General features: G+C 67.9%; 27 protein-coding genes. 7 read left to right on the top strand and 20 right to left on the bottom strand.

What is annotated here, in order from left to right; genetic code table 11:
* The first annotated feature begins 295 nt into the window (after positions 1–295).
* Positions 296–1,048 (top strand): hypothetical protein, encoded by a 753-nt coding sequence (locus AJAP_RS04205; RefSeq protein WP_228694857.1) that lies wholly within the window; start codon positions 296–298, stop codon positions 1,046–1,048.
* Between the two features lie 88 nt (positions 1,049–1,136).
* Here the strand turns inward: AJAP_RS04205 and AJAP_RS04200 are convergent, their stop codons facing one another.
* The 12 genes from AJAP_RS04200 to AJAP_RS04145 form a co-directional block, all read right to left on the bottom strand.
* Complete coding sequence (locus AJAP_RS04200) at positions 1,137–2,858, bottom strand: S8 family serine peptidase (protein ID WP_038508289.1); 1,722 nt, start codon at positions 2,856–2,858, stop codon at positions 1,137–1,139.
* Positions 2,859–2,935: 77 nt separating this feature from the next.
* Positions 2,936–3,934 (bottom strand): ABC transporter ATP-binding protein, encoded by a 999-nt coding sequence (locus AJAP_RS04195; RefSeq protein ID WP_037340729.1) that lies wholly within the window; start codon positions 3,932–3,934, stop codon positions 2,936–2,938.
* Positions 3,927–4,919, bottom strand: coding sequence for an ABC transporter ATP-binding protein (locus tag AJAP_RS04190; protein ID WP_038508287.1), 993 nt, complete (start codon positions 4,917–4,919; stop codon positions 3,927–3,929). The genes AJAP_RS04195 and AJAP_RS04190 overlap by 8 nt, the downstream gene beginning before the upstream one ends.
* Before the next feature lie 6 nt (positions 4,920–4,925).
* Complete coding sequence (locus AJAP_RS04185; RefSeq protein WP_038508285.1) at positions 4,926–5,879, bottom strand: ABC transporter permease; 954 nt, start codon at positions 5,877–5,879, stop codon at positions 4,926–4,928.
* Complete coding sequence (locus tag AJAP_RS04180; RefSeq protein ID WP_016337270.1) at positions 5,872–6,798, bottom strand: ABC transporter permease; 927 nt, start codon at positions 6,796–6,798, stop codon at positions 5,872–5,874. Before AJAP_RS04180 ends, AJAP_RS04185 begins: the two co-directional genes overlap by 8 nt.
* 87 nt (positions 6,799–6,885) lie before the next feature.
* Positions 6,886–8,505, bottom strand: coding sequence for a peptide ABC transporter substrate-binding protein (locus tag AJAP_RS04175; protein ID WP_016337271.1), 1,620 nt, complete (start codon positions 8,503–8,505; stop codon positions 6,886–6,888).
* A 256-nt stretch (positions 8,506–8,761) separates the two neighbouring features.
* Complete coding sequence (locus AJAP_RS04170; RefSeq protein ID WP_037342450.1) at positions 8,762–9,715, bottom strand: Ppx/GppA phosphatase family protein; 954 nt, start codon at positions 9,713–9,715, stop codon at positions 8,762–8,764.
* A 23-nt stretch (positions 9,716–9,738) separates the two neighbouring features.
* Positions 9,739–10,893 carry a lytic transglycosylase domain-containing protein gene (locus AJAP_RS04165; protein WP_038508283.1) on the bottom strand — a complete coding sequence of 385 codons (1,155 nt, stop codon included), beginning with the start codon at positions 10,891–10,893 and terminating at the stop codon, positions 9,739–9,741.
* Between the two features lie 184 nt (positions 10,894–11,077).
* Positions 11,078–11,587, bottom strand: a complete 510-nt coding sequence (locus AJAP_RS04160; RefSeq protein ID WP_038508282.1) for a DUF501 domain-containing protein — start codon at positions 11,585–11,587, stop codon at positions 11,078–11,080.
* 24 nt (positions 11,588–11,611) lie between these two features.
* Positions 11,612–11,974 carry an FtsB family cell division protein gene (locus AJAP_RS04155; RefSeq protein ID WP_123799156.1) on the bottom strand — a complete coding sequence of 121 codons (363 nt, stop codon included), beginning with the start codon at positions 11,972–11,974 and terminating at the stop codon, positions 11,612–11,614.
* A 192-nt stretch (positions 11,975–12,166) separates the two neighbouring features.
* Entirely contained in the window at positions 12,167–13,453 is a 1,287-nt protein-coding gene (gene eno, locus AJAP_RS04150; RefSeq protein WP_038508280.1) for a phosphopyruvate hydratase, read from the bottom strand.
* 160 nt (positions 13,454–13,613) lie between these two features.
* Positions 13,614–14,102: a VOC family protein gene (locus AJAP_RS04145; RefSeq protein ID WP_038508279.1), complete on the bottom strand. Its 489-nt coding sequence runs from the start codon at positions 14,100–14,102 to the stop codon at positions 13,614–13,616.
* Positions 14,103–14,173: 71 nt separating this feature from the next.
* On the opposite strand from AJAP_RS04145, the gene AJAP_RS04140 reads away from it, so the two are divergent.
* Entirely contained in the window at positions 14,174–14,587 is a 414-nt protein-coding gene (locus AJAP_RS04140) for a tetratricopeptide repeat protein (RefSeq protein ID WP_016337278.1), read from the top strand.
* 28 nt (positions 14,588–14,615) lie between these two features.
* On the opposite strand, the gene AJAP_RS04135 is transcribed toward AJAP_RS04140, so the two are convergent.
* Positions 14,616–15,185, bottom strand: coding sequence for a helix-turn-helix domain-containing protein (locus tag AJAP_RS04135; RefSeq protein ID WP_007028810.1), 570 nt, complete (start codon positions 15,183–15,185; stop codon positions 14,616–14,618).
* Positions 15,186–15,239: 54 nt separating this feature from the next.
* Between AJAP_RS04135 and AJAP_RS04130 the strand changes: the two genes are divergently transcribed.
* On the top strand, positions 15,240–16,160 hold the full coding sequence (locus tag AJAP_RS04130; RefSeq protein WP_038508276.1) for an NAD(P)/FAD-dependent oxidoreductase: 921 nt from the start codon (positions 15,240–15,242) through the stop codon (positions 16,158–16,160).
* On the opposite strand, the gene AJAP_RS04125 is transcribed toward AJAP_RS04130, so the two are convergent.
* On the bottom strand, positions 16,133–16,837 hold the full coding sequence (locus AJAP_RS04125; RefSeq protein WP_038508274.1) for a lysozyme family protein: 705 nt from the start codon (positions 16,835–16,837) through the stop codon (positions 16,133–16,135). The two genes, AJAP_RS04130 and AJAP_RS04125, sit on opposite strands and share 28 nt — an antisense overlap.
* Positions 16,838–17,111: 274 nt before the next feature.
* Between AJAP_RS04125 and efeU the strand changes: the two genes are divergently transcribed.
* The 4 genes from efeU to AJAP_RS04105 are packed head-to-tail and all read left to right on the top strand — an operon-like array spanning position 17,112 to position 20,793.
* Positions 17,112–17,951, top strand: coding sequence for an iron uptake transporter permease EfeU (gene efeU, locus AJAP_RS04120; RefSeq protein ID WP_037340711.1), 840 nt, complete (start codon positions 17,112–17,114; stop codon positions 17,949–17,951).
* 5 nt (positions 17,952–17,956) lie between these two features.
* The gene (gene efeO / locus AJAP_RS04115; protein ID WP_038508273.1) at positions 17,957–19,087 is read left to right on the top strand and encodes an iron uptake system protein EfeO; all 1,131 of its coding nucleotides are present in this window, start codon (positions 17,957–17,959) and stop codon (positions 19,085–19,087) included.
* Positions 19,084–20,349, top strand: coding sequence for an iron uptake transporter deferrochelatase/peroxidase subunit (gene efeB / locus AJAP_RS04110; protein ID WP_038508271.1), 1,266 nt, complete (start codon positions 19,084–19,086; stop codon positions 20,347–20,349). The genes efeO and efeB overlap by 4 nt, the downstream gene beginning before the upstream one ends.
* Before the next feature lie 33 nt (positions 20,350–20,382).
* Positions 20,383–20,793, top strand: coding sequence for a PPOX class F420-dependent oxidoreductase (locus AJAP_RS04105; protein ID WP_038508268.1), 411 nt, complete (start codon positions 20,383–20,385; stop codon positions 20,791–20,793).
* 67 nt (positions 20,794–20,860) lie between these two features.
* On the opposite strand, the gene AJAP_RS04100 is transcribed toward AJAP_RS04105, so the two are convergent.
* From AJAP_RS04100 to AJAP_RS04075, 6 genes are read right to left on the bottom strand one after another with little or no spacing between them, the layout of a single operon-like run.
* A complete protein-coding gene (locus AJAP_RS04100) occupies positions 20,861–21,421 on the bottom strand; it encodes a hypothetical protein (protein WP_038508267.1) in 561 nt (186 codons plus the stop codon).
* Between the two features lie 8 nt (positions 21,422–21,429).
* Positions 21,430–22,803 (bottom strand): hypothetical protein, encoded by a 1,374-nt coding sequence (locus tag AJAP_RS04095; RefSeq protein ID WP_038508265.1) that lies wholly within the window; start codon positions 22,801–22,803, stop codon positions 21,430–21,432.
* The gene (locus AJAP_RS04090) at positions 22,800–23,603 is read right to left on the bottom strand and encodes an ABC transporter ATP-binding protein (RefSeq protein ID WP_038522363.1); all 804 of its coding nucleotides are present in this window, start codon (positions 23,601–23,603) and stop codon (positions 22,800–22,802) included. Before AJAP_RS04090 ends, AJAP_RS04095 begins: the two co-directional genes overlap by 4 nt.
* A 17-nt stretch (positions 23,604–23,620) precedes the next feature.
* Entirely contained in the window at positions 23,621–24,436 is an 816-nt protein-coding gene (locus AJAP_RS04085) for an anti-sigma factor family protein (RefSeq protein ID WP_038508264.1), read from the bottom strand.
* Positions 24,433–24,975, bottom strand: coding sequence for an RNA polymerase sigma factor (locus AJAP_RS04080; RefSeq protein WP_038508262.1), 543 nt, complete (start codon positions 24,973–24,975; stop codon positions 24,433–24,435). The genes AJAP_RS04085 and AJAP_RS04080 overlap by 4 nt, the downstream gene beginning before the upstream one ends.
* 54 nt (positions 24,976–25,029) lie before the next feature.
* On the bottom strand, positions 25,030–25,446 hold the full coding sequence (locus AJAP_RS04075) for a winged helix-turn-helix transcriptional regulator (protein ID WP_037340693.1): 417 nt from the start codon (positions 25,444–25,446) through the stop codon (positions 25,030–25,032).
* Positions 25,447–25,457: the final 11 nt, after the last annotated feature.

Genomic DNA, 25,457 nt, shown 5'->3' with positions numbered 1-25,457 from the left:
TTGCAAAATTTGCAAGGAAAGGACCTTTCATGGCAGTGCGGGATCGAATTTTGTCGGGCCTGCCGGTCACTGTGTCGGCATGTACCTATCACGAGCTCCACAAACGGACTCATACCTACGTCAACACAGTCGACACGGCGTCATCCGCGTGGCGACCCTGGAGCAACTCGGGGTCACGCAAAGCACGTCGTATCGAAGATGTCAGCCTGGTGGACGGTGGACTCACCTGCTACCAGGCATCGTCCTTCTCTCGAAAGAGCAGCCAAGCGCGCGGCAACGAGTAGAAGCCGCGCTGATGCTCACTGACTCCAGGGGAATCATCACCGGCTTCGAGGCCGCACGACGATACGGACTACGGCAGTCCGGCCCTCATGGGACCGTCCATGTACTCATTCCACAACAGCGCAAGGTGCGAAGCGTCAAGTTCGCGATCATCGAACGAACGATCGCGATGCCGGAACGCCGCGTGATCGAAGGGGTACCGCTGGCGGCACCGGCTCGAGCCGTCTTGGATGGCGTAAGGCGCATCCGAGATCTCGACCCGGTTCGCGCTCTGCTCATCGAAGCCATCGAGACAGGCCTCTGCACAGTGGACGAGTTGAGCGCCGAGCTCGAATCCGGCAGCAGGCGAGGAACAGCTCTCCCTCGCGCCGTGCTCCGAGAGCTCGCCGCCGATGTCAAGTCCGTCCCTGAAGCGGCATCGCTCGCGATCTGGAAGAAAGCGGGACTGCCGCCTGCCGAGCGGAACGTCAAGATCTACGACGCCTTCGGCAACTACATCGGCAAGCCGGATTCATGGTGCGACGAGCTCGGCATGGCATGGGAAGTCGATTCGTATGCCTTCCACTTCGGCAGGGACGTCTACCGGAAGACCCTTCACCGCAACAATCGCTATGCGGCTGCGGGGATCATCGTCGTCCAGACCTTGCCGTCTCGGATTCGCGACGAACCGGAGAAGGTCATCGCCGAACTCCGTGCCGCGGCCGACGCAGCGGCGCGACGCCCGAGACCTGATGTCACTGTGGTCCGCACCGATCGAGCCGCCTAACGATCCACCCCCGCACATGCTATGAAAGGTCCTTTCCTTGCAAATTTTGCAAGGAAAGGACCTTTCATAGCACTCTAGAGACCGAAGATCAGCCGCGCAGGAACTCCGAACCGCGCGTCACGGCCGACCAGGCGTCAACGGCACCGTGACCGTAGAAGCCGTTGAACGAAGCGTCACCGGTGCAGGTCGCGGTGAACGACGCGTCCCGGCCTTCCTTCAGGTAGTCGACGGTCCGCGGCGTCGGGCAGGCGATGTCCGAAGCCGTGCCCTCGAGCACCCGCTGCACGGCGTCCGGGTTCATCCCGAAATCGCGCGAACCCTTGCCGTACTGCGAAACGATCAGCGCCGCGACACCCGTCGCGTGCGGCGACGCCATCGACGTCCCCTGCAGCCACTGGTAGTAGCCGACGCGGCCGTCAGCGGCGGTCGCCTTCTTGACACCGGCGGTGACACCGTCGGGGGTGACGTTCCCGTCCGCGTCGATCATGCCTTCGGCGACACCGACGTTGCGCGGGTAGGTCGAGAGGATCTGGTTCTCGACCGTGCGGAACCACGGAGTGCCGTAGTAGTCACGGAAGTAGCCACCGGGCGCGGAAACCGAGATCTGCTCGGTCCCGTAGTTCGAGTAGTCCGCCTTCGCCTGCGACGGGCCGAAGGACGAGACGCCGATCGTGTGCGGGCCTTCGATGGGCAGCGAGAGGCAGCTCGCGTTGTCGATCTGCCGCGGGTGCGTGCTGTTCGACGGGTAGCCCGGGCTCGACGCGTCCGGCTGCGGGGCGGCCAGGTCGCTGTGCTGGTTGCCCAGCGAGACCACCTGGGTGACACCCTTGCGGTGCGCGTAGTTCAGCGCGCGGGTGGTCGCCTCGATGATGGTGCGCTGCTCGGCCTGCTGCTCGGGCGTGTCCGCCGGGTTCGCGGTGCAGTTGTACAGCCAGGGGTCCGTGAAGAAGCTCATGTTCACGACGTCCACACCGGCGTCGCCGGCGTAGGTGATCGCGTCCACGGTCGGCTGCAGGAAGAAGAAGCCCGAGTCCTGCCCGGCGCGAAGGTTCACCAGCGTCACGTTCGGGGCGACGCCCGAGACACCGAAACCGTTCGCGGCGGCGCCGATGGTGCCGGCGACGTGCGTGCCGTGGCCGTTGTCGTCGTGGTCAACCGGGTCGACACAGCCGCGGAACTCACACGGTCCGTCGACGACGCCGCCGTTCACGTCGGAGACGATGTCCTTCGTGAAGTTCCGCGACGCGGCGCGGTCGAAGTTCGGCGCGATGTCCGGGTGGCTGCCGTCGACGCCGGTGTCGATGACGCCGACCTTCACCCGCTTGTCACCCGGCTGCTTGGTACGCGAAAGGTCCGACCGGACGGATTTGAGTCCCCAGAGCTGATCGTCGAGCGGGTCCATGCCGACGGTCTTCGCTTCGACCTGCTTCTTGGCCGACGCGGCGCCGCGGCCTTCCTTCTCGACGACACCCGGCTTGACCTTCGCCTTGCCCTGCTTCGGCGCGGTACCGATCGCCTTCGCCTTGGCGGCACCGAAAACCGCGCGGTCCGCGGAGACCCGCTCGGCGAAACCGTTGGCGGGCGCGGTCGCGGTGATCAGGCCGACCGCGGCGTTGCTCGTCACGACGGTGCCCCCAGCGGCGCGGATCGCCCTTTCCACCGAGGCCACGCTCTGGCCTTCACGGGCCAGTACGGAGAATTCGGTCGCCGCACCGGAAAGCTGCGGCTGCGCGGAAGCCGTCGGCGCGGCCACGATTGCACCGAACAGCGGTACCGCGAGCGCGATCACGAGAGATCTTGGCTTTTTCACTTCCTGCCTCCTGAAGAATGCTATTCGTGCAAACTACGTCAGCTGTCCATCACGTATCAACGAAGTCCCTACGAAAGTCAGGGGACGACGGTTTTCTCCTCCGCGAAATGACAGGCGGACAAATGCCCACCGGACCGGGTGATCAATTCGGGTTCCTGATCCGCGCAAATGTCCTGCGCCTTCCAGCATCGCGTGCGGAACCGGCAGCCGGACGGCGGATCCAGCGGGCTCGGAACGTCGCCTTCCAGGCGGATCACCTGCCGCTGCCCGCGTAACGCCGGATCCGCGACCGGCACCGCGGACAGCAGCGCCTGCGTATAGGGATGCGACGGATGTTCGTAGATCTCCTCTTCCGTCCCCATTTCCACGATCTTGCCGAGATACATCACCGCGACCCGCGTGGAAAGGTGACGCACAACGGACAGATCGTGTGCGATGAACACATAGGAAAGGCCGAATTCCTTCTGCAGTTCACCGAGCAGGTTCATCACCTGCGCCTGGATCGAAACGTCCAGCGCGGAAACGGGTTCGTCGCAGATGATGACCTTCGGCCGCAACGCCAGCGCCCGCGCGATCCCGATGCGCTGACGCTGCCCGCCGGAGAATTGGTGCGGATAGCGGTTGATGTGCTCGGGGTTCAACCCGACGACGTCGAGCAGCTCCCGCACCTTCGCCGCCCGCGACCCCTTCGGCGCCACCTCGGTGTGGATTTCGAAGGGTTCGCCGATGATGTCGCCGACCGTCATCCTCGGGTTCAGCGAAGTGTACGGATCCTGCAGCACGATCTGGATCTCGCGCCGCAGCCTCCGCAGTTCCGCTCCCCGCAACGCGAAGATGTCGCGGCCTTCGAAGGTCGCGAGCCCGCCCGTGGGTTCCTCCAGCCGCATCAGCACCTGGGCCAGCGTGGACTTGCCACAGCCGGACTCCCCCACGACGCCGAGTGTTTCCCCCGGCATCAGGTCGAAAGAGACACCGTCGACGGCCTTCACGTGCCCGATGGTGCGTTTGAAGAGGATCCCCGCCCGCACCGGGAAATACTTCACCAGGTTCTCGACCCGCAGAATGGGCTCAGACACGGCCGCTCACCACCTCGTCGGCGAAGTGGCAGGCGCTGACCCGGCCGAAACCGAGACTGTGCAGGGCGGGCCGTTCGGTCTCGCACCGGCTTTCCGCCCGTGGGCAGCGCGGATGGAACGGGCAGCCGGGCGGCACGTTCAGCAGGCTCGGCGGCAGGCCCTTGATGGTCTCCAGCGTCTGTCCTTTGAGGTCGAGCCGCGGCAGCGAGGCCATCAGCGCCTCGGTGTAGGGATGCCCCGGCGAGCGGAACAACTCGGTGACGTCGGCCTGTTCGACGATCCGGCCCGCGTACATCACGGCGATCCGGTCGGCGACCTCGGCGACCACCGCCAGGTCGTGGGTGATCAGGATCAGCCCCATCCGCCGTTCGGCCTGGATCTCCGCCAGCAGGTCCATGATCTGGGCCTGCACGGTGACGTCGAGCGCGGTCGTCGGTTCGTCCGCGATCAGCAGATCCGGGTCGAGCGCGAGCGACATGGCGATCATCGCGCGCTGCCGCATCCCGCCGGAGAACTGGTGCGGATACTCGCGGACCCGGCGGGCGGCCGCCGGGATGCGCACGATGTCGAGCAGTTCGATCGCCCGTTTGCGCGCATCCTTTTTGGACATACCGAGCCGCACCCGCAGCTGTTCCTCGATCTGGAAGCCCACGGTGAACACGGGATTCAGCGCCGACAGCGCGTCCTGGAAGATCATCGCGATCTCCCCGCCCCGCACTTCACGCCGCCGCTCTTCGGTGGCGGTGAGCAGATCCTCACCGCGGTACCGGACGGCACCACCGGTGACGACGGCGGGCGGACTGTCGAGAATGCCCATCACCGTCTGCGCCGTGACACTTTTACCGGAGCCCGATTCGCCCAGCACGGCAAGGGTTTCCCCTGCGTGCACGGAGTAGTCGACCCCGTTGAGCACGGTCGCGACCCCGTCGGAGGTGCGGAATTCGACGTGGAGGTCTTCCACTTCCAGCAGCAATTCGTCGGTCACGGCCGATCACCGGGCCTTCGGGTCGAGCGCGTCGCGGATCCCGTCACCGAGCATGACGAAAGCGAGCACGGTGATGGTCACGAACCCGGCGGGGAACAACAGCATGTGCGGATTCACCCGGAAGTAGTCCCGCGCGTCGCTGATCATCACGCCCCACGAGACGACCGGCGGCCGTACGCCGACACCGAGATACGCCAGTGTCGCTTCCGCGCCGATGAACGCGCCGAGCGCGATGGTCCCGTAGACCAGCACCGGCGCGACCGTGTTGGGCAGCAGATGCCGGAACACGATGCGCGGCGTGCTCGCGCCGAGACCACGCGCGGCCTTGACGTAGTCGAGCTGTTTGGCCACCAGCGTCGCCGACCGCATGATGCGCATCGCCACCGGCCAGCTCAGCGCGGCGATCGAGACGACCACCTGCACGATGATGGTGACCACGCCGGGATTCGAGCCGGGCGCGTTGAACGTGGTCAGGATGACGATCGCGCCGAGCACGAACGGCAGCGCCGCGAAGATGTCGCCCACCCGCGAGAACAGGCTGTCGACGAGACGGCCGTAGTACCCGGCGACGATCCCGACCACCGAGCCGATCAGGATCGTCAGGATCGTCGCGAAGACACCGACCAGCAGCGACGCCCGCGCGCCGTGGATGGTCCGCGCGTAGACGTCGTAACCCTGGTTGTCGTAACCGAACCAGGCGTCCGCGGACGGTCCTTCGTTGGCGTGGAGCAGATCGCTGAACCCGGCGGGCCGGGAACTGAACAGGTCCGGCGCGATCGCGATGAGCACGACGAGCGCGATGATGACGGCGGAGATGATGAACGACGGCCGCTTGCGCAGCATCCGCCAGGCGTCGCCGCCGAGACTGCGCGGTTTGTGCGCCACCGCGGAATCGTCGGCGACACCGGCGCTCGCGACGTCCACAGAGGACACCCCGCCGGCCACATTGGGGTCAGTCATAACGGATCCTCGGGTCGAGAACGGCGTAGAGCAGGTCGACGATGAGACTCACCAGCAGGTAGACCATCACCAGCAGGACGACGACGCCGGTGACGGTGGCGCCCTCCCGGTTCTGGATACCGCGGAAGATGAGCCCGCCGATGCCGTTGATGTTGAACACGCCTTCGGTGACGATGGCCCCGCCCATGAGCGCGCCGATGTCGGTGCCGATGAAGGTCAGCACCGGGATCACCGAGTTCCGGAGCAGGTGCACACCGACGACCCGGCTGCGCGGCTGTCCTTTCGCGACGGCCGTGCGGACGTAGTCGGCGTGCCGGTTCTCCGCGATGCTCGTTCTGGTCAGCCGGGCTATGTAGGCCATGGAAAGGCTGCCGAGCGCGATTCCGGGCACGATCAGTTCGCCGATCGTGGCGTCCTCGGACACGCTCGCGTCGATGATGCCCAGTTCCGAACCGAGGACGATCTGCAGCACGATCGCGGTGACGAACACCGGGATCGAGATCAGGAACGTGGTGGACATCAGCACGAGGTTGTCGAGGAAACCCTTGCCGCGCAGGCCGGTCAGGATGCCGGCGGACAGGCCGATGATCGCTTCGATGGCCACCGCGATGAGGGCGAGCCGGACGGTCACCGGATAGGCGTTGCCGATCAGCTCGCCGACCGAGACACCGTTGAAGGTCTCGCCCCAGTCGCCGGTGAACAGGTTGCCGAGGTATTTGAAGTACTGGACGAAGATCGAATCGTCGAGGTTGAACTTCGCCGTCATCATCTCGATGTAGGCGGGCGGGCAGGCGACCTGGCCGCATTTGCCGGCGAACGGGTCACCGGGCACCGCCCACACGAGGGCGTAGATGAGGAACGTCGTGCCGAAGAAGACCGGGATGAGTTGAAGTAGTCGTCGAAGGATGTACTGGGGCATGGGCGTGCCGTCCTGGGGATCGCGTGGTGGGAGCCGTGGGTCCGGCCGGCCGGGAGCGGTGCGCTCCCGGCCGGCACGACCACGCGATTACTTCGCCGCGACCTCGATGGACGAGTAGTCCGCGAGACGACCGAAGTCGAGCTTCGCGACCTTGAGCCGGTTCGACTTGCCGCCGACACCCTTCTCTTCCCACACGGGGATCTGCGGCAGATCCTTCGCGATCAGGTCCTCGGCCTGCTGGTACAGCTTGATCGCGGCCGCCTTGTCGGCGGTCTGGTCCGCCTGGGTCAGCAGCGCGTCGACGGCCGGGTTGTTGTACGTGGAGTCGTTCGACGAACCGGTGCTCTTGTAGCGCGGGTTCAGGTAGTTCTCGATCGACGGGTAGTCGGCGGACCAGTCAGAGCGGCCCATGCCGGTCAGCTGGCGGTTGTTGACGATGCTGCGCCACTGCCCGAAGTCGGTCGCCGGCACGAAGTCGCATTCGACGCCGAGCGCGTTCTTGATGCTGTTGCACGCCGCGACCAGCGGCTCCTTGCGGCCACCGTCGGCGTTCGAGGCGATGGTCAGCTTGCCGGTGAACCCGGACTTCGCGAAGAACTCCTTGGCCTTCACCGGATCGAACTTGCAGAACTCGCCGCAGACACCGGGCCGGTAGCCCTCGATACCGCGCGACACGTAGCCGTCGGCGGGCGCGTAGGTGTCGTTCATGACGGTCTTGACGATCTGCTCGCGGTCGATGGCCAGCGAGATCGCCTTGCGCAGGTCGAGGTTGTTGTAACCCGGGACGTAGTACGGAAGGGCGAGCGCGCTGATGCCGAGCAGCTTCCCTTCGACCAGACGCTCACCGAGGTCGGTCTTGTACTTGCCGCCGGCCTTCGCCGCGGGCGGGAGCGCCTCCATGAAGTCGAGGCGGTTGCTCAGCAGATCCTGGTACGCGGTCTCCTGGCTGGTGTAGATGCGGACTTCCAGGTCCTTGAACTTGACCTTGTCCTCGCCCTGGTACTCGTCGTACCGCGTGAGCTTCATGTTCTGGTTGGGCGTGCGCGAAACGAACTTCAGCGGGCCGTTGCCGATCGGGGCCTTGGCGAACGCCTCCGGGTCGGCGAAGAACTTGTCCGGCAGCGGCGCGAAGGCGAGGTAACCGATCTTGGTGGCGAACACCGAGAACGGGCCCTTGAGGGTGACCTGGAACTCGTAGTCGTTCACGACCTTGAGCCCGGACATCTCCTTGACGGCCGGTTCCTTGGCGCTGATCTCGTCGTAGCCCTGGATCTGCTCGAAGAACGACGCGTTCTGCATGCCGTTCTTGCCGTTCGCGCTGTAGTTCCAGGCGTCGACGAAGTTCTTGGCCTTGACCTCGGTCCCGTCGTGGAACTTCCAGCCCTTTTTGATCTTGATGTCGAAGACCTTGGAATCGGTCGTGTTGATCGATTCGGCCATCAGGTTGTACGGCTCGGCGGTGTCGGATTTGTAGCCGACCAGCGCCGAGAAGACCGGCTTGAGGGCCTTGGACCCGCCGAGCTCGTTGGTGTTGGCGGGAATCAGCGAGTTCTCCGGCTCGGTGCCGTAGACCGAAACCGACGCGTTGGCGTCGGTGGCGCCGGATCCCTTGTTCTCACCGGACCCACCACCCCCACAGGCCGTCAGCAGCAGGGCCGCCGTGGCCACCACCGCCGTCGCTCCCCAGAACCCGCGTGAAGCCCGCATGTCCCCTCCAACTCTCGTCGTCGGATTGTCGGCGGGCGCTGGTCGCGCCCTACCGCCCAGAAGGTGAGACGACGCTATGGGACAGGTGAAGGCGATCACAGTGCGTTGGTGTTGCAAATGTGTGACGGTCTCCCGGACCACCCGGTTAGAGCACAACGTTGGTAGGAACGACGCTGCGCCGAATGGCCCAATCCTGGCTGGAGGTCACCACTTGATCACCTAAAGAAATGGCTTCACGTAAGAGAAAACCCGGCTGTCAAGCCAAGGACAGCGCGATCCCGTCGAGGATGTCGTGCTCGGAGATCACCAGCTCGTCGGGACCACCGCGCGTGGCGAACTGCTCCGCCAGCACCTGCACGATCACCGAGCCGCCGCCGATCACGTCGACCCGGCCCGGGTGGATCACCGGGTTCGCGGCGCGGGTGGCGTGGTCGGCCGTGAGAAGCGACTGCGCGACCCGGTCGATGTCGGCGTGGGAGAGCTTCGAAAGGTGCGTGCGCTCGGAGTCGTACTCCGACAGGCCCTGCGCCACGGCCGTCAGGGTCGTGACCGTCCCGGCGACGCCGATCCACGTCTTGGCGGTGGACACGTCCACGACGTCGAAGGCCTCAGTGAGCACCTTCGCGGCCAGCTCGCGGGCTTCGGCGATTTCGGCCGCGGTCGGCGGGTCCGACTTCAGCGCGCGTTCGGTGATCCGCACACAGCCGATGTCGACCGACTTGGCCGCGATGACCTCGGCCTGGCGGCCGTCCCAGGTGCCGACCACGAGTTCGGTCGAACCGCCGCCGACGTCGACCACCACGAAGGGACCGTCGTCGGGATCCTGCTCACCGACTGCGCCGGTGAAGGAAAGGCGCGCCTCTTCGTCGCCGCTGATGACCTCGGCCTCGGTGCCGAGCACCTCGCGCGTCATCGCGAAGAACTCGTCGCGGTTGCTCGCGTCACGGGTCGCGGACGTCGCGACCATGCGGACCTTCTCGACACCCTTGCGGCGCGCGGCGATCGTGTAATCGGCCAGCGCCTTGCGGGTGCGTTCGAGCGCCTCGGGCGCCAACTTGCCGGTGGCGTCCACACCCTGGCCGAGGCGGACGATCCGCATCTCACGGTGCAGGTCGCGCAGGTCGACCGTCCCGTCGTGGCGGGGGGTCAGCTCGGCGACGAGCAGGCGGATGGAGTTGGTCCCACAGTCGATCGCGGCAACACGAGGCATGCCCCGAGCTTAGACAACGCCGATCAAGTGGGATTGACACCGTCACTGACCGGCGTCGACGTTCCGGTCCCCGACGGCTCCCCGCAGGGCGGCAATGTCGGAGTCGAAGTGGGCGACGTGCTCGACGATGGCGGGGTAGTCGACGAGGTACAGGTCGGTGTGGTCGACGTCGGAGGAGTCGGCGTATTCGAGGTGGTTCCCGGCTTCGACGACGACGAACCCGAATTGCTCGGCGGCAGCGAGGTCGACGGCGGCGGCGTCACCGAACCGGGTGGTGTCGACGGCACCGGAGGCGGCGGCACCGACACGGGCGGCGGAGCGGCACCGGCGTTCGGCGCGCCGATGGGCACCTTGCTGTCCGGTGTCGGCAGCACCCCCGTGCGGTAGGCCTCGGCCCAGATCAGCACGGTGTTCACGTAGGTGTCCGAGTTGTTGTAGCGGAACACGGCCGCGCGCAACTGATCCGGCTTCGACAGATCGAGACCGCCGGAGCACAGGTACCGGCCCGTGCCCAGCGCCGCGTCGAAGATGTTGTTCGGATTGGATTCGCCGTCGCCGTTGCCGTCGGAGGCGTAGCGGGCCCAGGTCGACGGGATGAACTGCGTCGGGCCGACGGCGCGGTCCCAGACCGTGTCGCCGTCGAACTTCCCGCCGTCTGTGTCCGGGATGGCCGCGAACGGGCCGGCGCCGTTGAGCTGCGGGCCCAGGATCGGTTCGAGAGTGTTGCCCTTCGCGTCGACGTAACCGCCGCGCGCGTGGTTGGACTCGATGCGGCCGATACTCGCGATCAGCGCCCAGTCGATGTGGCAGCCGGGCTGTTCGGCGATGAGGATGTCGGCGGCGTTGCGGTACGCGGCGAGCGCGGTGACCGGGATGCCGAGCGGTCCGTTGGGGAGTTCGTCCGCGGGGAGCGGGAGCGGGGTCGGCTCGTTCGGCAGGCTGCCGTCGACACCGATCTGCTGGACCAGCGGGTTCTTGGGGTCGTAGCCGCCGACGAGGGCGACGTTGTCGGTGTGGATCGTGCTCGCCGTCGCGGCCCAGCTGCCGGTACCGACGACCGCGGCACCGGCCGGGACGATGGCGAGGACACCTCCGGTCACCGCGGCGATCGTGCGGTGCCGGAGACAGAGTCTCCGGACATGACCGGAGACCGCGCCTGGCACCTGCCTCACGCGCATACCCCTGAACCCCTCCCGGCGGATCACGACTCGGCGATCCGGTAAACCCACCCCGACAAACCCAAGACTGGCACCCAGCCTGCCGCATGCGGTGACCGGTTTCACCCCATTGAGGACGACCAGTTGGCCGACATCGGGTGAATTAACCCGCCTGGAGGAACTATCTGTACACCAGCGGCCGGTGTTACCCCTGGCAGTCGCCCGATGGCCATCCGTTCGCCTTCAACAACGCGAGGGTCTCGTCGCCGAACGGGTTCACGCCGGGGCCGACGGCGAGCGTGTGCGCGAGGTGGACGTGCAGGCATTTGACGCGGCCGGGCATCCCGCCCGCGCTGACCTCGTGCCCGAGCGAGTCGATGGCGTCGCGTTCGGCGAGGTAGCTCTCGTGGGTCCGCTGGTAGGCGGCCGCCAGCTCGGGGTCCTCCGCGAGCCGGTCGGTCATCTCCTTCATCAGCCCGGACGCTTCGAGCGTGCCGACCATCGACGTCAGCTTCGGGCAGGTCAAGTAGTAGAGCGTGGGGAACGGCGTGCCGTCGTCGAGGCGGGGGCTGGTCTGCACGACCGACGGGTGGCCGCTCGGGCAGCGCGCGGCGACGGCGCGCAGCGCACGGGGTACCCGGCCGAGCTGTTCCGCGATGATCTCGCGGTCGGCGTCGGTCACGGGCTCGAAGGAAGACTTTTCCGTGCTGTTCACACCCCTAAGGCTAAAGGGAGCGCTTCAGCCGCCCGCGACCTGATCCCACAGCTTCTCGTACCAGGAGCCCGCGGGCACCGGCTGCTGACCTTGCGGCTGTCCCTGCTCGGGCGCCTTGTCCTCGGGGAGCTGCACGATGTACGGCGTCTCGCCGGGCTTCACGAAACCGAACCGTTTGCGGGCCTCGGCCTCGATCTGCGCCGGGTCGCTCAGCTCGGCCTTGCGGCCTTCCAGCTGGGTGACGCTGCGCTGCAGTTCGGACTGCAGCTGCTGCTGTTCGTTCACTTCGGACTTCTGGCTGAGGTACGTGCGCAGCGGGACGGCGATGGTGAACGCGAGCGCGCACACCACGATCGCCACCACCGCGGCCCGGCGGGTGGTGGACATGCCGAGCACCTTCGCGGCACCCGATGCCCGTTTCGCCGCCAGGCTGCGGCGCAGCCGGGTTCGGGCGCGGACCTCCGTCGTCGTCGTGCGACGGGCACGCTCCGGCCGGCGGCCCCTGCTGGAGCCACCACCGCTCACGCGCCCGCCGCCACGGCGGGTCGTCCGCGCCCTCCCCCGGTCCGCCATCGTTCGTTATCCCTCGGCGCTGAACCGCGGGAACGCGAGGTCGCCGGCGTAGCGAGCCGCGTCGGCGAGGGTCTCCTCGATGCGGAGCAGCTGGTTGTACTTGGCGATCCGCTCGCCGCGCGCCGGGGCGCCGGTCTTGATCTGGCCGACACCGGTCGCGACGGCGAGGTCGGCGATGAAGGTGTCCTCGGTCTCGCCGGACCGGTGGCTCATCATCGACTTGTAGCCGTAGGAGGTGGCCAGCGAGATCGCGTCGAGGGTCTCCGACAGCGTGCCGATCTGGTTGACCTTCACCAGCAGCGCGTTGGCGGCGCGGCGGGTGATGCCCTCCTCGAGGCGGTCCGGGTTGGTGACGAACAGGTCGTCGCCGACCAGCTGGACCTTCTCGCCGATCTCGGTGGTCAGCTGGACCCAGCCGTCCCAGTCGTCCTCGCTCAGCGGGTCCTCGATGGACACGAGCGGGTAGTCGCGGACGAGCTCGCCGTAGTAGGCGGACATCTGCTCGGCGCTCTTCTTCGCGCCTTCGAACGTGTACGCGCCGTCGGAGAAGAACTCCGTCGCGGCGACGTCGAGCGCGAGCGCGACGTCGCGGCCCGGGGCGTACCCGGCCTTCTCGATCGCCTGAAGGATCAGGTCGAGCGCTTCGCGGTTGTTCTTCAGGCTGGGCGCGAAGCCGCCTTCGTCACCGAGGCCGGTCGCCAGGCCGCGGCCCTTCAGGACCGACTTCAGCGAGTGGTAGACCTCGGTGCCCCAGCGCAGGGCTTCGCGGAACGACTCGGCGCCGATCGGCGCGATCATGAATTCCTGGATGTCGACATCGGTGTCGGCGTGCGCACCACCGTTGAGGATGTTCAGCATCGGCACCGGCAGCACGTGCGCGTTCGGCCCGCCGAGGTAGCGGAAGAGCTCCAGCTCGGCCGACTCCGCGGCGGCCTTCGCGACGGCGAGCGAAACACCCAGGATGGCGTTCGCGCCGAGGCGGGACTTCGCCGGCGTGCCGTCGAGGTCGACCAGCTTCTGGTCGACGATGCGCTGGTCGACGGCGTCGGTGCCGACCAGGTCCGGGCCGATCTCGTCCAGGACGGCCGCGACCGCGCGCTCGACACCCTTGCCGTTGTACCGGCCGGTGTCGCCGTCACGCAGCTCGACGGCTTCGTGTTCGCCGGTGGACGCACCCGAGGGGACCGCGGCCCGCGCCAGCGTGCCGTCGTCGAGAGCCACCTCCACTTCGACCGTCGGGTTGCCTCGCGAGTCCAGAATCTCGCGAGCGCCTACCTGCTCGATGAGCGCCACGCCATGCTCCTCATGTGGGTTGTGCCTGCGGTGACCGGGCCCAGCCTAGCCGTCACCGCAGTTCACCCGTTGGAGGCACGCGCCACATCAGCCGCCGACCGGGCTTTCCAACCTTCCTCCCCACCGCCACCCTCAACGGAGGAGCGTCGCTCCGCAGTACCTACTCCATGGCCGGTTCGTCCGCCCGGACTTCCTTCCAGCCCGACGGAAGCTCGACCGTGTCGGAGAACTGCTGCCAGAAGGTCCAGCTGTTGCCGCCGATGTCGGAGACGGTGAACACGCGGGCGCCGTACGGCTGGTCCTGGGGCGCGTCGATGTCGGCGTCGTCGCCCAGCGCGGCGCGAACCCGCTCGTACTGCGCGTCGGCGTCGGCGACGTAGACGATGTTCAGCTGCCCGACCGGGCCGTCGACGCCCTTGGCCTGCCAGTACTCGGGGCCGACACCGGCCAGCTGGATCTTGGCCGGACCGGCGCACAACGTGGCCTGGAACACCTCTCCGGAGCCGTCGGCGAAGCGCACTTCCTCGGTGAACCCGAACACTCTGACCAGCCACGCGACCGCCTCGGTGGCGTCGGCGTAGTAGAGGTACGGCGCGAGCCCGAGGTATCCGGGCTCGTTTTCGGGCCTATCCGCTTCGGTACTGCTCATGGCAGGACAGTCCACCATGACCGTTTCAGCAGTCGAGATCGGCCCTGCCCAGGCGTATCGTGGAGCGGACCATGATGGATGCCGAACCCGCCCCAGAACCCGGCCCGGACCCGTCCGGTGAGTCACGGTTCCGCGCCTTCCGTCAGGCGGAGGCGCTGGTCGAAAGCCGCAGGCCGCTCGACGCGCTCAAGGCACTCGAGCCCTTGCTGGAACACGAAACCGACAAACCGAGTGTTCAGTTGCTGGCGGGCCGCGCGTACTTCCACTCCGCACAGTTGCGGCGGGCCGAGCGTGCCTTCACCCGGGTGCTGGAGCTGGATCCCACCGATCATTACGCGCGGTTCGTACTCGGACGGACCCTCCAGCGCCTCGGCCGGTTGACCGAGGCGCTCGCGCAGATGCGGATAGCGTCGGCGATGCATCCGATCCCGGAGTATCTGGAGGCGATCAGCGAGGTCAGCGCGCGGATCGCGTTGCGCGACTGAGCCGCCGGGGAGCAAGGGACCTTTGCTCTCATTTCGACCTGGCCCGCAGATGCGCCCGTTCGCCCTGCTTGCCGAACAGCACCAGCAGCTCCACCGGCCCCGGACCGGCGCTGCCGAACCAGTGCGGCACCCGCGTGTCGAACTCCGCGGCCTCGCCGGGGCCCATCGTGAAATCGCGATCGCCGAGCAGCGCCCGCAACCGTCCACTGAGGACGTACATCCATTCGTAGCCCTCGTGGGTGCGCTGCACCGGCTCGATGTCCTCGACCGGGATCAGCAGTTTGAACGCCTGCGGCTGCCCAGGCTGCGCGGTCAGCGCCCACGCGGTGAACCGGCCGAACTTCTGCGCCTTCATCCGGACCCTCGGATCGGCGGGTTCGGGTTCGCCGACCAGTTCGTCGAGCGGGACCTGATGCGCCGCCGACAGCGTGAGCAGCAACTCCAGTGTGGCCTTCCGCGTGCCCGATTCGAGCCGCGAGAGCGTGCTGGCGGAGATCCCCGTCGCCTCCGACAGCGCGGAGAGGGTGGTGCCGCGTTCCTTGCGAAGGGCCTTGAGCTTCGGGCCGACCTCGGCGAGCCGCCGTTCGATGTCCTCCATGCCTTCAGTTTGCCAAATCGGCAATGAACTTTGCCAACTTTCGCAGAGATCCGGATGCTCGGGACCATGAGCGAAGAATTCGACGTGGTGATCATCGGTGGTGGCGTCGCGGGCCTCAGCGCGGCTTTGGTGCTGGGCAGGGCGCGGCGCAAGGTGGCCGTGATCGACGGCGGCACCCCGCGCAACGCGCCCGCCGCGCACGCACACGGTTTCCTGACCAGGGACGGCATCCCGCCCAAAGAACTACTGGAGATAGGCCGTGAGGAAGTCCGCGCGTACGACGTCGAGATCATCGACGACGTCGTCCACCGGCTGCGCCACGACAAGGCGGTGGAACTGGCGAGCGGACGGGTCGTCGGCGGACGGCGGATCGTGGTGACCACCGGGCTGGCCGACGAACTGCCGGACGTCCCCGGCGTCGCGGAGCGCTTCGGCGCCGACGTGCTGCACTGCCCGTATTGCCACGGCTGGGAGGTGCGCGATCAGCGGTTCGGCGTGCTCGCCACGTCCGAGAAGTCGGTCCACCAGGCGCTGATCGTCTGGCAGTGGAGCAAGGACTTGACCTTCTTCACGCATACCCAGCAGCTCTCGGCCGAAGACCGGGCGAAGTTGACCGGGCTGGGCGTCCGGCTCGTCGACGGGAAGGTGTCCGAGCTCGCCGTCGAAAACGACCGGCTGACCGGCGTCCGGCTCGTCGACGGAGAATTCGTCGAACGCGACGTCGTGTTCGTCGGCCCGAAGTTCGTCCCGCACGACCGGCTGCTCGCCCAGGTCGGCTGCGCCCGTACCGAAAGCGGCTCGATCGCGGTGGACGCGCAGGGCCGCACGAACGTCGACGGTGTCTGGGCGGCGGGGAACGTCGTCGATCCGATGGCGCAGCTCGTCGTCGCGGCGGGCGACGCCTACCGGATGGCGACGGCGCTCAACTTCGATCTGGTGCTCGAAGATCAGGGCGCGACGCTGGCGTCCGCGTAGGTGTCGGCCGCGCTGAAGACTTCCTGGACGTAGGGCACCGCGGGGTTGAACACCCGCATCGACTTCCACCAGCCGTCCGGGGTGGCGACGTCGTCGCCGGCGGCGCAGAGGTAGCGGGCGGTGGCGAAGGCGGCGTCGTCGAGGTCCTTCGGATCCGGCTGCTTGCCGTCGCTCCTGGCCCGGGCGGAGTGCTTGGCCCAGATCTCGGGCGCGAGCGTGATCGGGCCGGGCCTGCCCTGCGCCGTCTCGACGTGGGAGATGCCGGCGAGGGTCGCCCACGAGAGATGACAGCCCGGCTTCTGCCGCCGCAGCCACATCTCGGCCCGGCCGTAGGCGGACAGATCGGCGACGGAGAGCCGGGTCTTCGCGGCCACGCGCTTCGCCCAAGTCTCCAATTCGGCCGCGTCGGAAACGGTGGGCCGGTCGGGCGGTGCGGCGAGCCCGGCCCGCGGCGTCGCCGCCCCGGGCTGCGGCTTCTGGTCGGGAACGGCGAGCGCGGGCTGAGGCTGAGGTGCCGGAGGCGGTTCCTCACCGGCAGGCCGGTTCACCCCGACCGTCATGATCAGCACCACGCCCGTGAGCACGAGCCCGCCCGCGAAGGCGAGCCTGGGGACGTACGGCGGCAGAGGGCGCGCTGGATGCTCCGGGGCGTCGGTGCTCTGGGCGGTTTCGGCCACCCGGACAGGTTACTTCGCCACACTTCCGGGCGATGACCCATTCGGCTTACGAAGCCAACTGACGGTAAAGCGAATCGGTAACCGGTCCTCGGCGGCCGATTCGTTATCTGAAGCACCGAGTTCACGCTGACCTGGGAATGCTTCAAAACACCCCGTCCGATCAAGGTCTCTTCAAGCGTTTCGTCCAGTTCTGGACCGTGTCACTCCCCCTGGACTTTCAGGGAAGCCTTACCTAAAACCAGGAGGTTCAGTCGGCACGACCAGGGAGAACGACGTGTGGTTCGCGAGTGCGCTCATCGGCCTGCGTGAAGGCCTCGAAGCGGCCCTCGTCGTCAGCATCCTCGTCGCGTTCCTGGTCAAGACCGAACGACGGCACGCGCTGCGCTGGGTCTGGCTCGGGGTCGGCGTCGCGGTCGCGCTGTCGGTCGGGGTCGGCGCGATCCTCACCTACTCCACCGCCCAGCTGACCTTCGAACAGCAGGAGCTGCTCGGCGGCACGCTGTCGATCGTCGCGGTCGGTTTCGTGACGGCGATGATCTTCTGGATGCGCAAGGCGTCGAGGACGATCGCCGCGGAACTGCGCGGAAAACTCGACGAAGCGCTCGACGTCGGCCCGGTCGCGGTGCTCGTCCTGTCGTTCTTCGCCGTCGGCCGCGAAGGCCTGGAGACGGCGGTGTTCTTCTATTCCACCGTGCAGACCGCGCAGGGCGGCACTACCGAACCGTTGATCGGTTTCAGCGCGGGAATCCTCGTCGCGGTCGTGCTGGCGTACCTGATCTACCGCGGCGCCGTCCGGTTCGACCTCGGCAAGTTCTTCACGATCACCGGTGTCCTGCTGGTGTTCGTCGCGGCGGGCGTCCTCGGCTACGGCCTGCACGACCTGCAGGAGGCCGCCTTCCTGCCCGGGCTGACCACGCTCGCGTTCGACGCGTCGGCCGTCCTGCCGGAGGACAGCTGGTACGGCGCGCTGCTCAAGGGGATCTTCAACTACTCGCAGCAGACGACGGTCCTGCAGGCCGTCGCGTGGGTCGCCTACGTGGCGATCGTGCTGCCGCTGTTCCTCAGGCCCAAGAAGAAGGCCACGGCACCCGCCGCGGCCGCGATCAAGGAGTGACCCTCGTGTCTCGTCGATTCCCGCTCGTCGCGCTCGCCGGCGTCGGCGCCATCGTGCTCACCGCCTGCGGTGGCGGCGAGGAAGCGCCCACCGCGGCCGGCGGCCCGATCAAGGTCGAAGCCTCCGACTCGGCCTGCGCCGTCTCGGCGACCACCGCGAACGCGGGCAACGTGACCTTCGAGATCACCAACAAGGGCACCAAGGTCACCGAGTTCTACCTCTACGCCGAGGGCGACCGGATCATGGGCGAGGTCGAGAACATCGCGCCGGGGCTGAACCGGCGGCTCATCGTCGAGGTCACCGAAGCGGGCAAGTACCAGACCGCGTGCAAACCCGGTATGACCGGCACCGGCATCCGGGGCGACTTCACCGTCACCGGCGGCGGCGCGAAGCAGAACGACCCGAACTCGCAGAAGGCGCAGGCGGTCAAGAGCTACGCGGAGTACGTCGCGAACAACACCAAGGCGCTCGACGAGGAGACCGCCAAGTTCGTCGCGCTGGTGAAGGCGGGCAAGGTCGACGAGGCGAAGGCCGCGTACGCCCGCACGCGCGTCTACTTCGAGCGGGTCGAGCCGGTGGCCGAGAAGTTCGGCGACCTCGACCCGAAGATCGACGCGCGCGAGGCCGACCTCGAACCGGGCCAGAAGTTCACCGGGTTCCACCGGCTGGAGAAGGATCTCTGGGTGACCGGCCTGCAGGCCGACTCGCCGCAAATCGCCGATCAGCTCGTCGCCGACGTCAAGGAGCTGGTGACCAAGTCGGCGTCGATCGAACTGAACGCGCTCGACCTGGCCAACGGCGCCAAGGAACTGCTCGACGAGATCGCCACCGGCAAGATCACCGGCGAGGAGGAGGCGTTCTCGCACACCGACCTCTCGGACTTCCAGGGCAACCTCGACGGTTCGAAGGCCGCGATCGCCTCGCTGCGTCCGCTGCTGCAGGCGAAGGACCCGGCCTTGGTGTCCACTTTGGACAAGGAGTTCGGCAACGTCCAGGCACTGCTGGACAAGCAGCGTGAAGGCGACGGCTTCAAGCTGTACACCACGCTGAGCCAGGACCAGGTCAAGGAATTCGCGTCGGCGGTGGACGCGCTGAGCGAACCGCTGAGCAAGGTCGCCGAGGTCGCGGCGCAATGACCGGCGCGGAGCACACCCCGGTCACCCGCCGGAAGCTGTTCGGCATGGCGGGCGCGGGCGCCGCCCTGGTCGGAACCGGGGCCGCGGCGGGCTTCGGCGCGAACCAGCTCCTCGGCGGGGACAGCCCGGCGCAGGCGGCGCAGAGCGTCGTCGAGTTCCACGGCGAGCACCAGGCCGGGATCGTGACTCCCGTGCAGGAGAACCTGCATTTCGTCGCGTTGGACGTGACGACGAAGGATCGCGAAAAGCTGGTCAAGCTGCTGCGCACGTGGACGGACGCGGCGCGGCGGATGACCGCGGGCCAGGAGGTCGGGACGGGAGGCGCCGTCGGTGGCGCCCCCGCCGCCCCGCCGAGCGACACCGGCGAGGCACTCGATCTGGCGGCGTCCTCGCTGACGCTGACGATCGGTTTCGGCCCGTCGCTGTTCGACGACCGGTTCGGGCTCGCCTCGAAACGGCCCGCCGCGTTGATCGACCTCCCGCTGTTCCCTCAGGACAAACTCGATCCCACGCGTAGCGGCGGCGACATCTGCATCCAGGCTTGCGCGGACGATCCGCAGGTGGCGGTGCACGCCATCCGGAACCTGGTGCGGCTCGGTTTCGGTGTCACCGCGGTGCGCTGGTCGCAGCTCGGCTTCGGTCGCAGCTCGTCGACGTCGCGGGCGCAGTCCACGCCGCGGAACCTCTTCGGGTTCAAGGACGGGACGCGCAACATCAAGGCCGAGGAGACCGACGTCCTGCGCGACCAGGTGTGGGCGACGGCCGAAGACGGGCAGCCGTGGATGGCGGGCGGGTCGTACCTGGTGGCCAGGCGGATCCGGATGCACATCGAGACCTGGGACCGGGAATCGTTGAAGGGCCAGGAAGGGATCGTCGGCCGGTCGAAGGGCGCGGGCGCGCCGCTGGGCCAGGCCGCCGAATTCGACACCCCCGATTTCCAGGTCGGCGGTGCCGGCGGCGAGAAGCTGATCCCGGAGGATTCCCACGTCCGGCTGGCCTCGCACGAAAACCTGAACGGGGCACGGATCCTGCGGCGTGGCTACAACTTCGTCGACGGTTCCGACGGTGTCGGGCATCTCGAAGCGGGGCTGTTCTTCCTCGCCTTCAACCGGGACACGCGCAAGCAGTTCGTGCCGATGCAGCAGGCGCTGTCGTCGAAGGACGCGATGATGGAGTACCTGCAGCACACCGGATCCGCTCATTTCGCCGTGCCGCCGGGCGTGCGCGAAGGCGGTTTCTGGGGCGAGGGCCTGTTCTCTTGACCTCCAGTTAAGTGGAGGTCACACACTGGGCTCATGTTCAGTGAAGCGGAACTCGACTACCTCGCCACCCAAGGTCTCGGACGGCTCGCGACGGCGCAGCCGGACGGCACGCTGCAGGTCAGCCCCGTCGGCTACGCCTACAACACCGAGACCAAGACGATCGACATCACCGGCTACGAACTGGCGAAGAGCAAGAAGTTCCGGAACGTGGCCGCGAACGGGCAGGCCGCGTTCGTGGTGGACGACATGCCTTCACAGGACCCGCCGCGGATCCGCTGCCTCGAGATCCGCGGCCGGGCCGAGGCGCTCACCGGCGCCCGCACGGCCGACGGGCATTTCGACGGCGCGGTGATCCGGATCCACCCGTCGCGGATCATCAGCCTCGGCGTCGACGACCCGGACCACGACCCGCTCGATCTCGTTCCGCACAACCGGAACGTCTGAGCCCGTCGGATGTCATGAAAGGGCCGTTCCTGACGAAAAACGCCAGGAACGGCCCTTTCATGACATTTCAGCGGCGGTTACCGAAGACGGCGTAGCTCCCCAGGCCCGCCACGGCGAGCGCCACGGCGGTCCACGTGGCTTCCGCGACACCGGCGGGCTGGAAGAGCCACGTGATCACCAGCTGCGCGCTCTCCGTGCTCGACGTGGTGGCCCAGACCAGGAACGCGACCGCGAAGCCGAACAGCGGCAACGTCCACCCGAAGGCCCCGCCGAACAACACCGCGGCGATCCCCGCGAGACCGAGCAACCCGCCCGCGTTCCGCACGATGACCTCCACCGGGACCCGCTCCGCCTCCCACAGCCGCGGCAGCAGCGCGGCACCGGCGCCGAGGCCGCCGATCAGCAGGAGATGCAGGACGCGGCGAGGCGCCCAGCGGATCGCGGCGGTCCGGTCGAGATCGGTGTCCTGCCCGCTGAGGCCGATGGCGGTCACCGCGATCGCCACCAGGAGCGCCAGGGAGACGGGGATCTCCGACCAGCGGTCCCGCGCGAGGAACCAGATCACGGCCATGCTCACCGCCAGCCCCGCGAAGGACGCGGGCATGGCGCGCGAGCGCGCGTACAGCACCGCCCGCCTCATCGGGCGCCGCCGAGGAGAACGTCGAGCTGGTTGCCTTGGCAGGTCAAGCCGGCCTGCCGCTGCGCGACGATCCGCTCTCGCTGCACATCGGGCGGCAGAGCACGGAAGGTCTCCCACTTCCGCACGACCTCGTTCTTCGTGTCGTCGCTCAGCCAGGAGGCCCCGGTCACCTTCCACTCGCCGAGGAACCAGCTCGACGAGATCGACCGCGCGGTGAGTTCGTCCAAAAAGGACTTGTTGACGCCTCCAAGGCTGTAACAGGTCGGCGTCCCGGAGCCGGCGACCAGCGTCCGCGTCATGTCGTCCGAATTCAGGACCGAACGGATGGACCAATCCACCAGGTCCACGTAGACGGTGCCGGCGGCACGCGGCGGCACCTCGTCGTAGCCCAGCCGCCGGTCCAGCGCCGCGACCTTGACCGGCGCGTCCGGCAAGGTTCCCAGCAGCCGCAACGCTTCCTTGCCCGGCGCGGCGAGGCGTGGCAGTTCGGCTTCGAGCATGCGGGGAACGCAGACCGGGCCGTCGCAGACCATCTCGGTCGCGGCCGGGTCGGAGACCTCGGCTTCGGCCGTGCTGCCGGGAAGAACGGGCAAGGCGATCACGGCCGCCGCCAAGACGGGGACGGCGGCGAGCCACTTCGCCCGCTTGGAGCGGGCGGCCAGCAGGAGGAATCCGGTGGCGGCCAGTCCGGCGAGCCAGACCCCCTGCCCGAGATCCATCGAGCCCGCCGTGGTGTTGAACGGATCCCTGACGACGTCCATCGCGGGAGAGAGCAAGGAGATCCGGAACGGCACGATTCCGGCCAGCACGCTGCCCTCCGCCCCGGCGAACTGGAACAGGAGCACGACCACGAAAGCGGCGACGGCGACCGCGGGCGCGGTCAGCGGATGCGGCAGCAACCGGCCGACCCCGAGCCCGATCCAGGCTCCCGCGAGCATCGCGAGCACACCGACCACGACGATCGGCAACCAGCCGAAGGTGAAGAACCCGCCGTTGAAAGCGGATTGGACGGCACCGACGGCGAAGATCAGCAGGAAGCCCAGCACCAGGAGGCCGCCCAGCGCACCGGCGAGTTTCGCGGCCCGCTGCCAGCCGGGGCGCGGCATGGTGGTCATGAGTTCGACCGTGCCGGACCGGCTGTCGCGCATACCTTGGATGACCCCGGCGCCGATCGCGATCGGCCACAGGAACACCAGCAGGAACCGGCTCCATTCCGCGGCATGCGTCCAGTGCTCGTCCCAGGCGAGCGGCGGCTTCGTCCACGGCCCGCTGAACGAATAGAGGAAGCCGAACGCGACGACGAGAATGGCGAGCGTGGCCCAAGGGGCGATGGAACGGCGGGCTTCGGTCCGCAAGACGCGAGTGTTCACCAGTTCCCCTTCCCCGGCTCGTGCCCCAGCAGCGCCGAGTAGCCGCGCTCGATCGGGCTGTCGCCGACGTGCTCCGCGCTCCCGGCGGCGGCCAGTTCGTCCGGAGTGCCCTGGAAGACGAGCTTCCCGTTTTCGAACAGGACGACGTCGGTGCACGCCGTCGCGACGTCCTCGACGAGGTGGGTCGAGACGACGACGCAGGCGTCCCGGCCCAGTTCCTGCATGAGCTCACGGAAGCGCACTCGTTGCGCCGGATCGAGTCCGGCGGTCGGCTCGTCCAGCAGGAGGATGTCCGGATCGTTGACGATCGCCTGCGCGATCCCGACCCGCCGCACCATTCCGCCGGACAGCGTCTTCATCCGGTCGTCGGCGCGATCGGCGAGGCCGACGCGTTCGATCGACCGTTGCACCGCGCCTGGGATGGCCTCTTTGGGCATTTCCTTGAGCCAGGCGATGTATTCGACGAACTCGCGGACGGTGAATCGCTTGTAGAAACCGAAATTCTGCGGCAGATAGCCGATCCGGCGGCGCAGGCGGCGCTGATCGGTGAACCCCCCGACGGATTCACCGAGCAGCGCCAGCCCGCCTTCCGCCGGCCGGAGCACCGTCGCCAGTGCCCGGATCAGCGTGGTCTTCCCGGCCCCGTTCGGGCCGAGCAGACCGTGCACCCCCGTGCCGAGATCCAGGTCGAGCCCGTTCACGGCGAACTTCCGTTTGCCGACCCGGACCTTCAGCCCCTCCGCCTTGATCTGCCACGCGTAGGTCGTCGGCGCGACCTCCGCGGCCCCGACAGCACGCATCATGTTCTCCCCTTCGTTCAACGTTCGGATCCGGTGAGCAGGCCGAAGACGCTCCGCCGGAGCACCACCACGACCGCGGTCACCGCGAAGATCGCGCCCCACACCGGGAGCAGCCGGGGTTCGAGCGCGGTGGCACGCCCTTGCGAAGCCACCGCGGGCGCCAAGATCACCGCCACCCAGACCCCGGCGAGGACATAGGCCGCCCGCACCACGCCGATCAGCCCGCCGAGCGCGAGCGTCCCGGTGGTGAAGGCCAGGCTCGGCAGGAGACCGAGCCCGAATCCGCCGCCACCGAGCCAGCTCGAAAGGGCCTGGATCGGCAAGACGACGGCGAGGACCGCCGTCGTCCGGCGGAGCAGCAGGTAGAGCCCGGCCCTCGGCGTCGAAGTGACGAGTTCGTACGCGGGGTCGAGCCCCTTCGCCCACGACACCGCCACCCCGAGCACCGGCAGGACCGGTGAGAACAGCTGGACGAACGAGTAGCCCTTGCTCCCGGTGAACCCGACCCCGTCCAGCAGGACACCGATCGCCGGGATCAGGAGGATCATCACCAGCCACGGCAGCATCACCGGCGTCACCCAGGTGTGCAGCCGCCCGGCCCACCGCCTCCGCATCGGGCTCGGCCCCGCTTCGGCGAGTTTCGGCCCCAACCCGGCCCAGACGTCGTCCACCAGTGCAGACACCGACGGCAGGCTGAGGGCGGACAACCGCCCCCGGCATTCCGCGCACGATTCGAGATGGGCCTCGACCGCCCAGACCTCGTCACCGGCCAAGCCGTCGTCGCCGAGGACGTAACCGGCGAGGAGCTGTTCGGACACGTGTTCCTTGTTCACGACAGCGCCTCCCGCATCGCGATCCGAGCCCGCCTGGCGCGGGTTTTGACGGTTCCTTCCGGCACGCCGAGCAGGACCGCGGTCTCGCGGACGGTCAGCCCGTCGAGCACCATGGCCTGCAGGACCTGCCGGAGTTCGGGAGCGAGCCGTCGCAGCGCGTCACCGACGTGGTCACCGACCGCACCGGCCAGCGCCTCGTCTTCGGCCGCAGGTGAAACGGCCGTTTCCGCGACCGGCAGCGGCTGCGCGAACTTCGCCCGGCGGCGGAAGGCGTCGACCAGCCGCCTCGCGGCGATCGTCCACAGCCAGCCGACGGCGCTTCCGCCGACGGCCGCACCGGCGAACGCGCCGGCCGCGCGCCAGACCGCGAGGTAGGTCTCCTGCATCACCTCGGCGACGATCTGTTCGTCGGCGCAGCGACGACGCAGGCGCACGGCCAGCCACGGCGACGTGCGGCGGTAGAGCTCCTCGAACGCCGCACGGTCGCCTTTGGCGGTGCGACGGACGAGCTGCTCTTCGTCCGGTTCCGTTCCCTTCACATCCGGCAAGACGCCGAGATCACCGAAACGGTTCTCACCCGATTGTGTTCCGCATCACAGCGGCCGGACGGCTTCGGCGGCTTTCTCGTCGAAAGCGGAGCGTGAAGCGAGGATCTGGTCGACGTTTTCGACGGCCCATTCGGCGACGGCGTTCGTCAGCCTGCCGACATCGACGCCGAGCGGCGTGAGCCCGTACTCCACCCGCGGCGGAACGGTGGGATAGACGTCGCGCCGGATCAGCCCGTCCCGCTCCAGCGAGCGGAGCGTCTGGGTCAGCATCTTCTGCGTGATCCCGTCGAGCAACCGGCGAAGTTCGCTGAACCGCATCGGCCGTTCGTAGCGCCGGATCGCGCCGAGGACGTAGAGCGCCCATTTGTTCGCGAGCACTTCGATGACCGTCCTGGACGGGCAGTCACGGCCGTGCACGGCCACCCATTCCTCGAACAACCGCCGCTCGTCGAAGGTACCCATGAGGTACCTAG

This window comes from Amycolatopsis japonica (assembly GCF_000732925.1).
GTDB lineage: Bacteria > Actinomycetota > Actinomycetes > Mycobacteriales > Pseudonocardiaceae > Amycolatopsis > Amycolatopsis japonica.
This window is presented reverse-complemented; position numbering and strand designations above follow the sequence as displayed.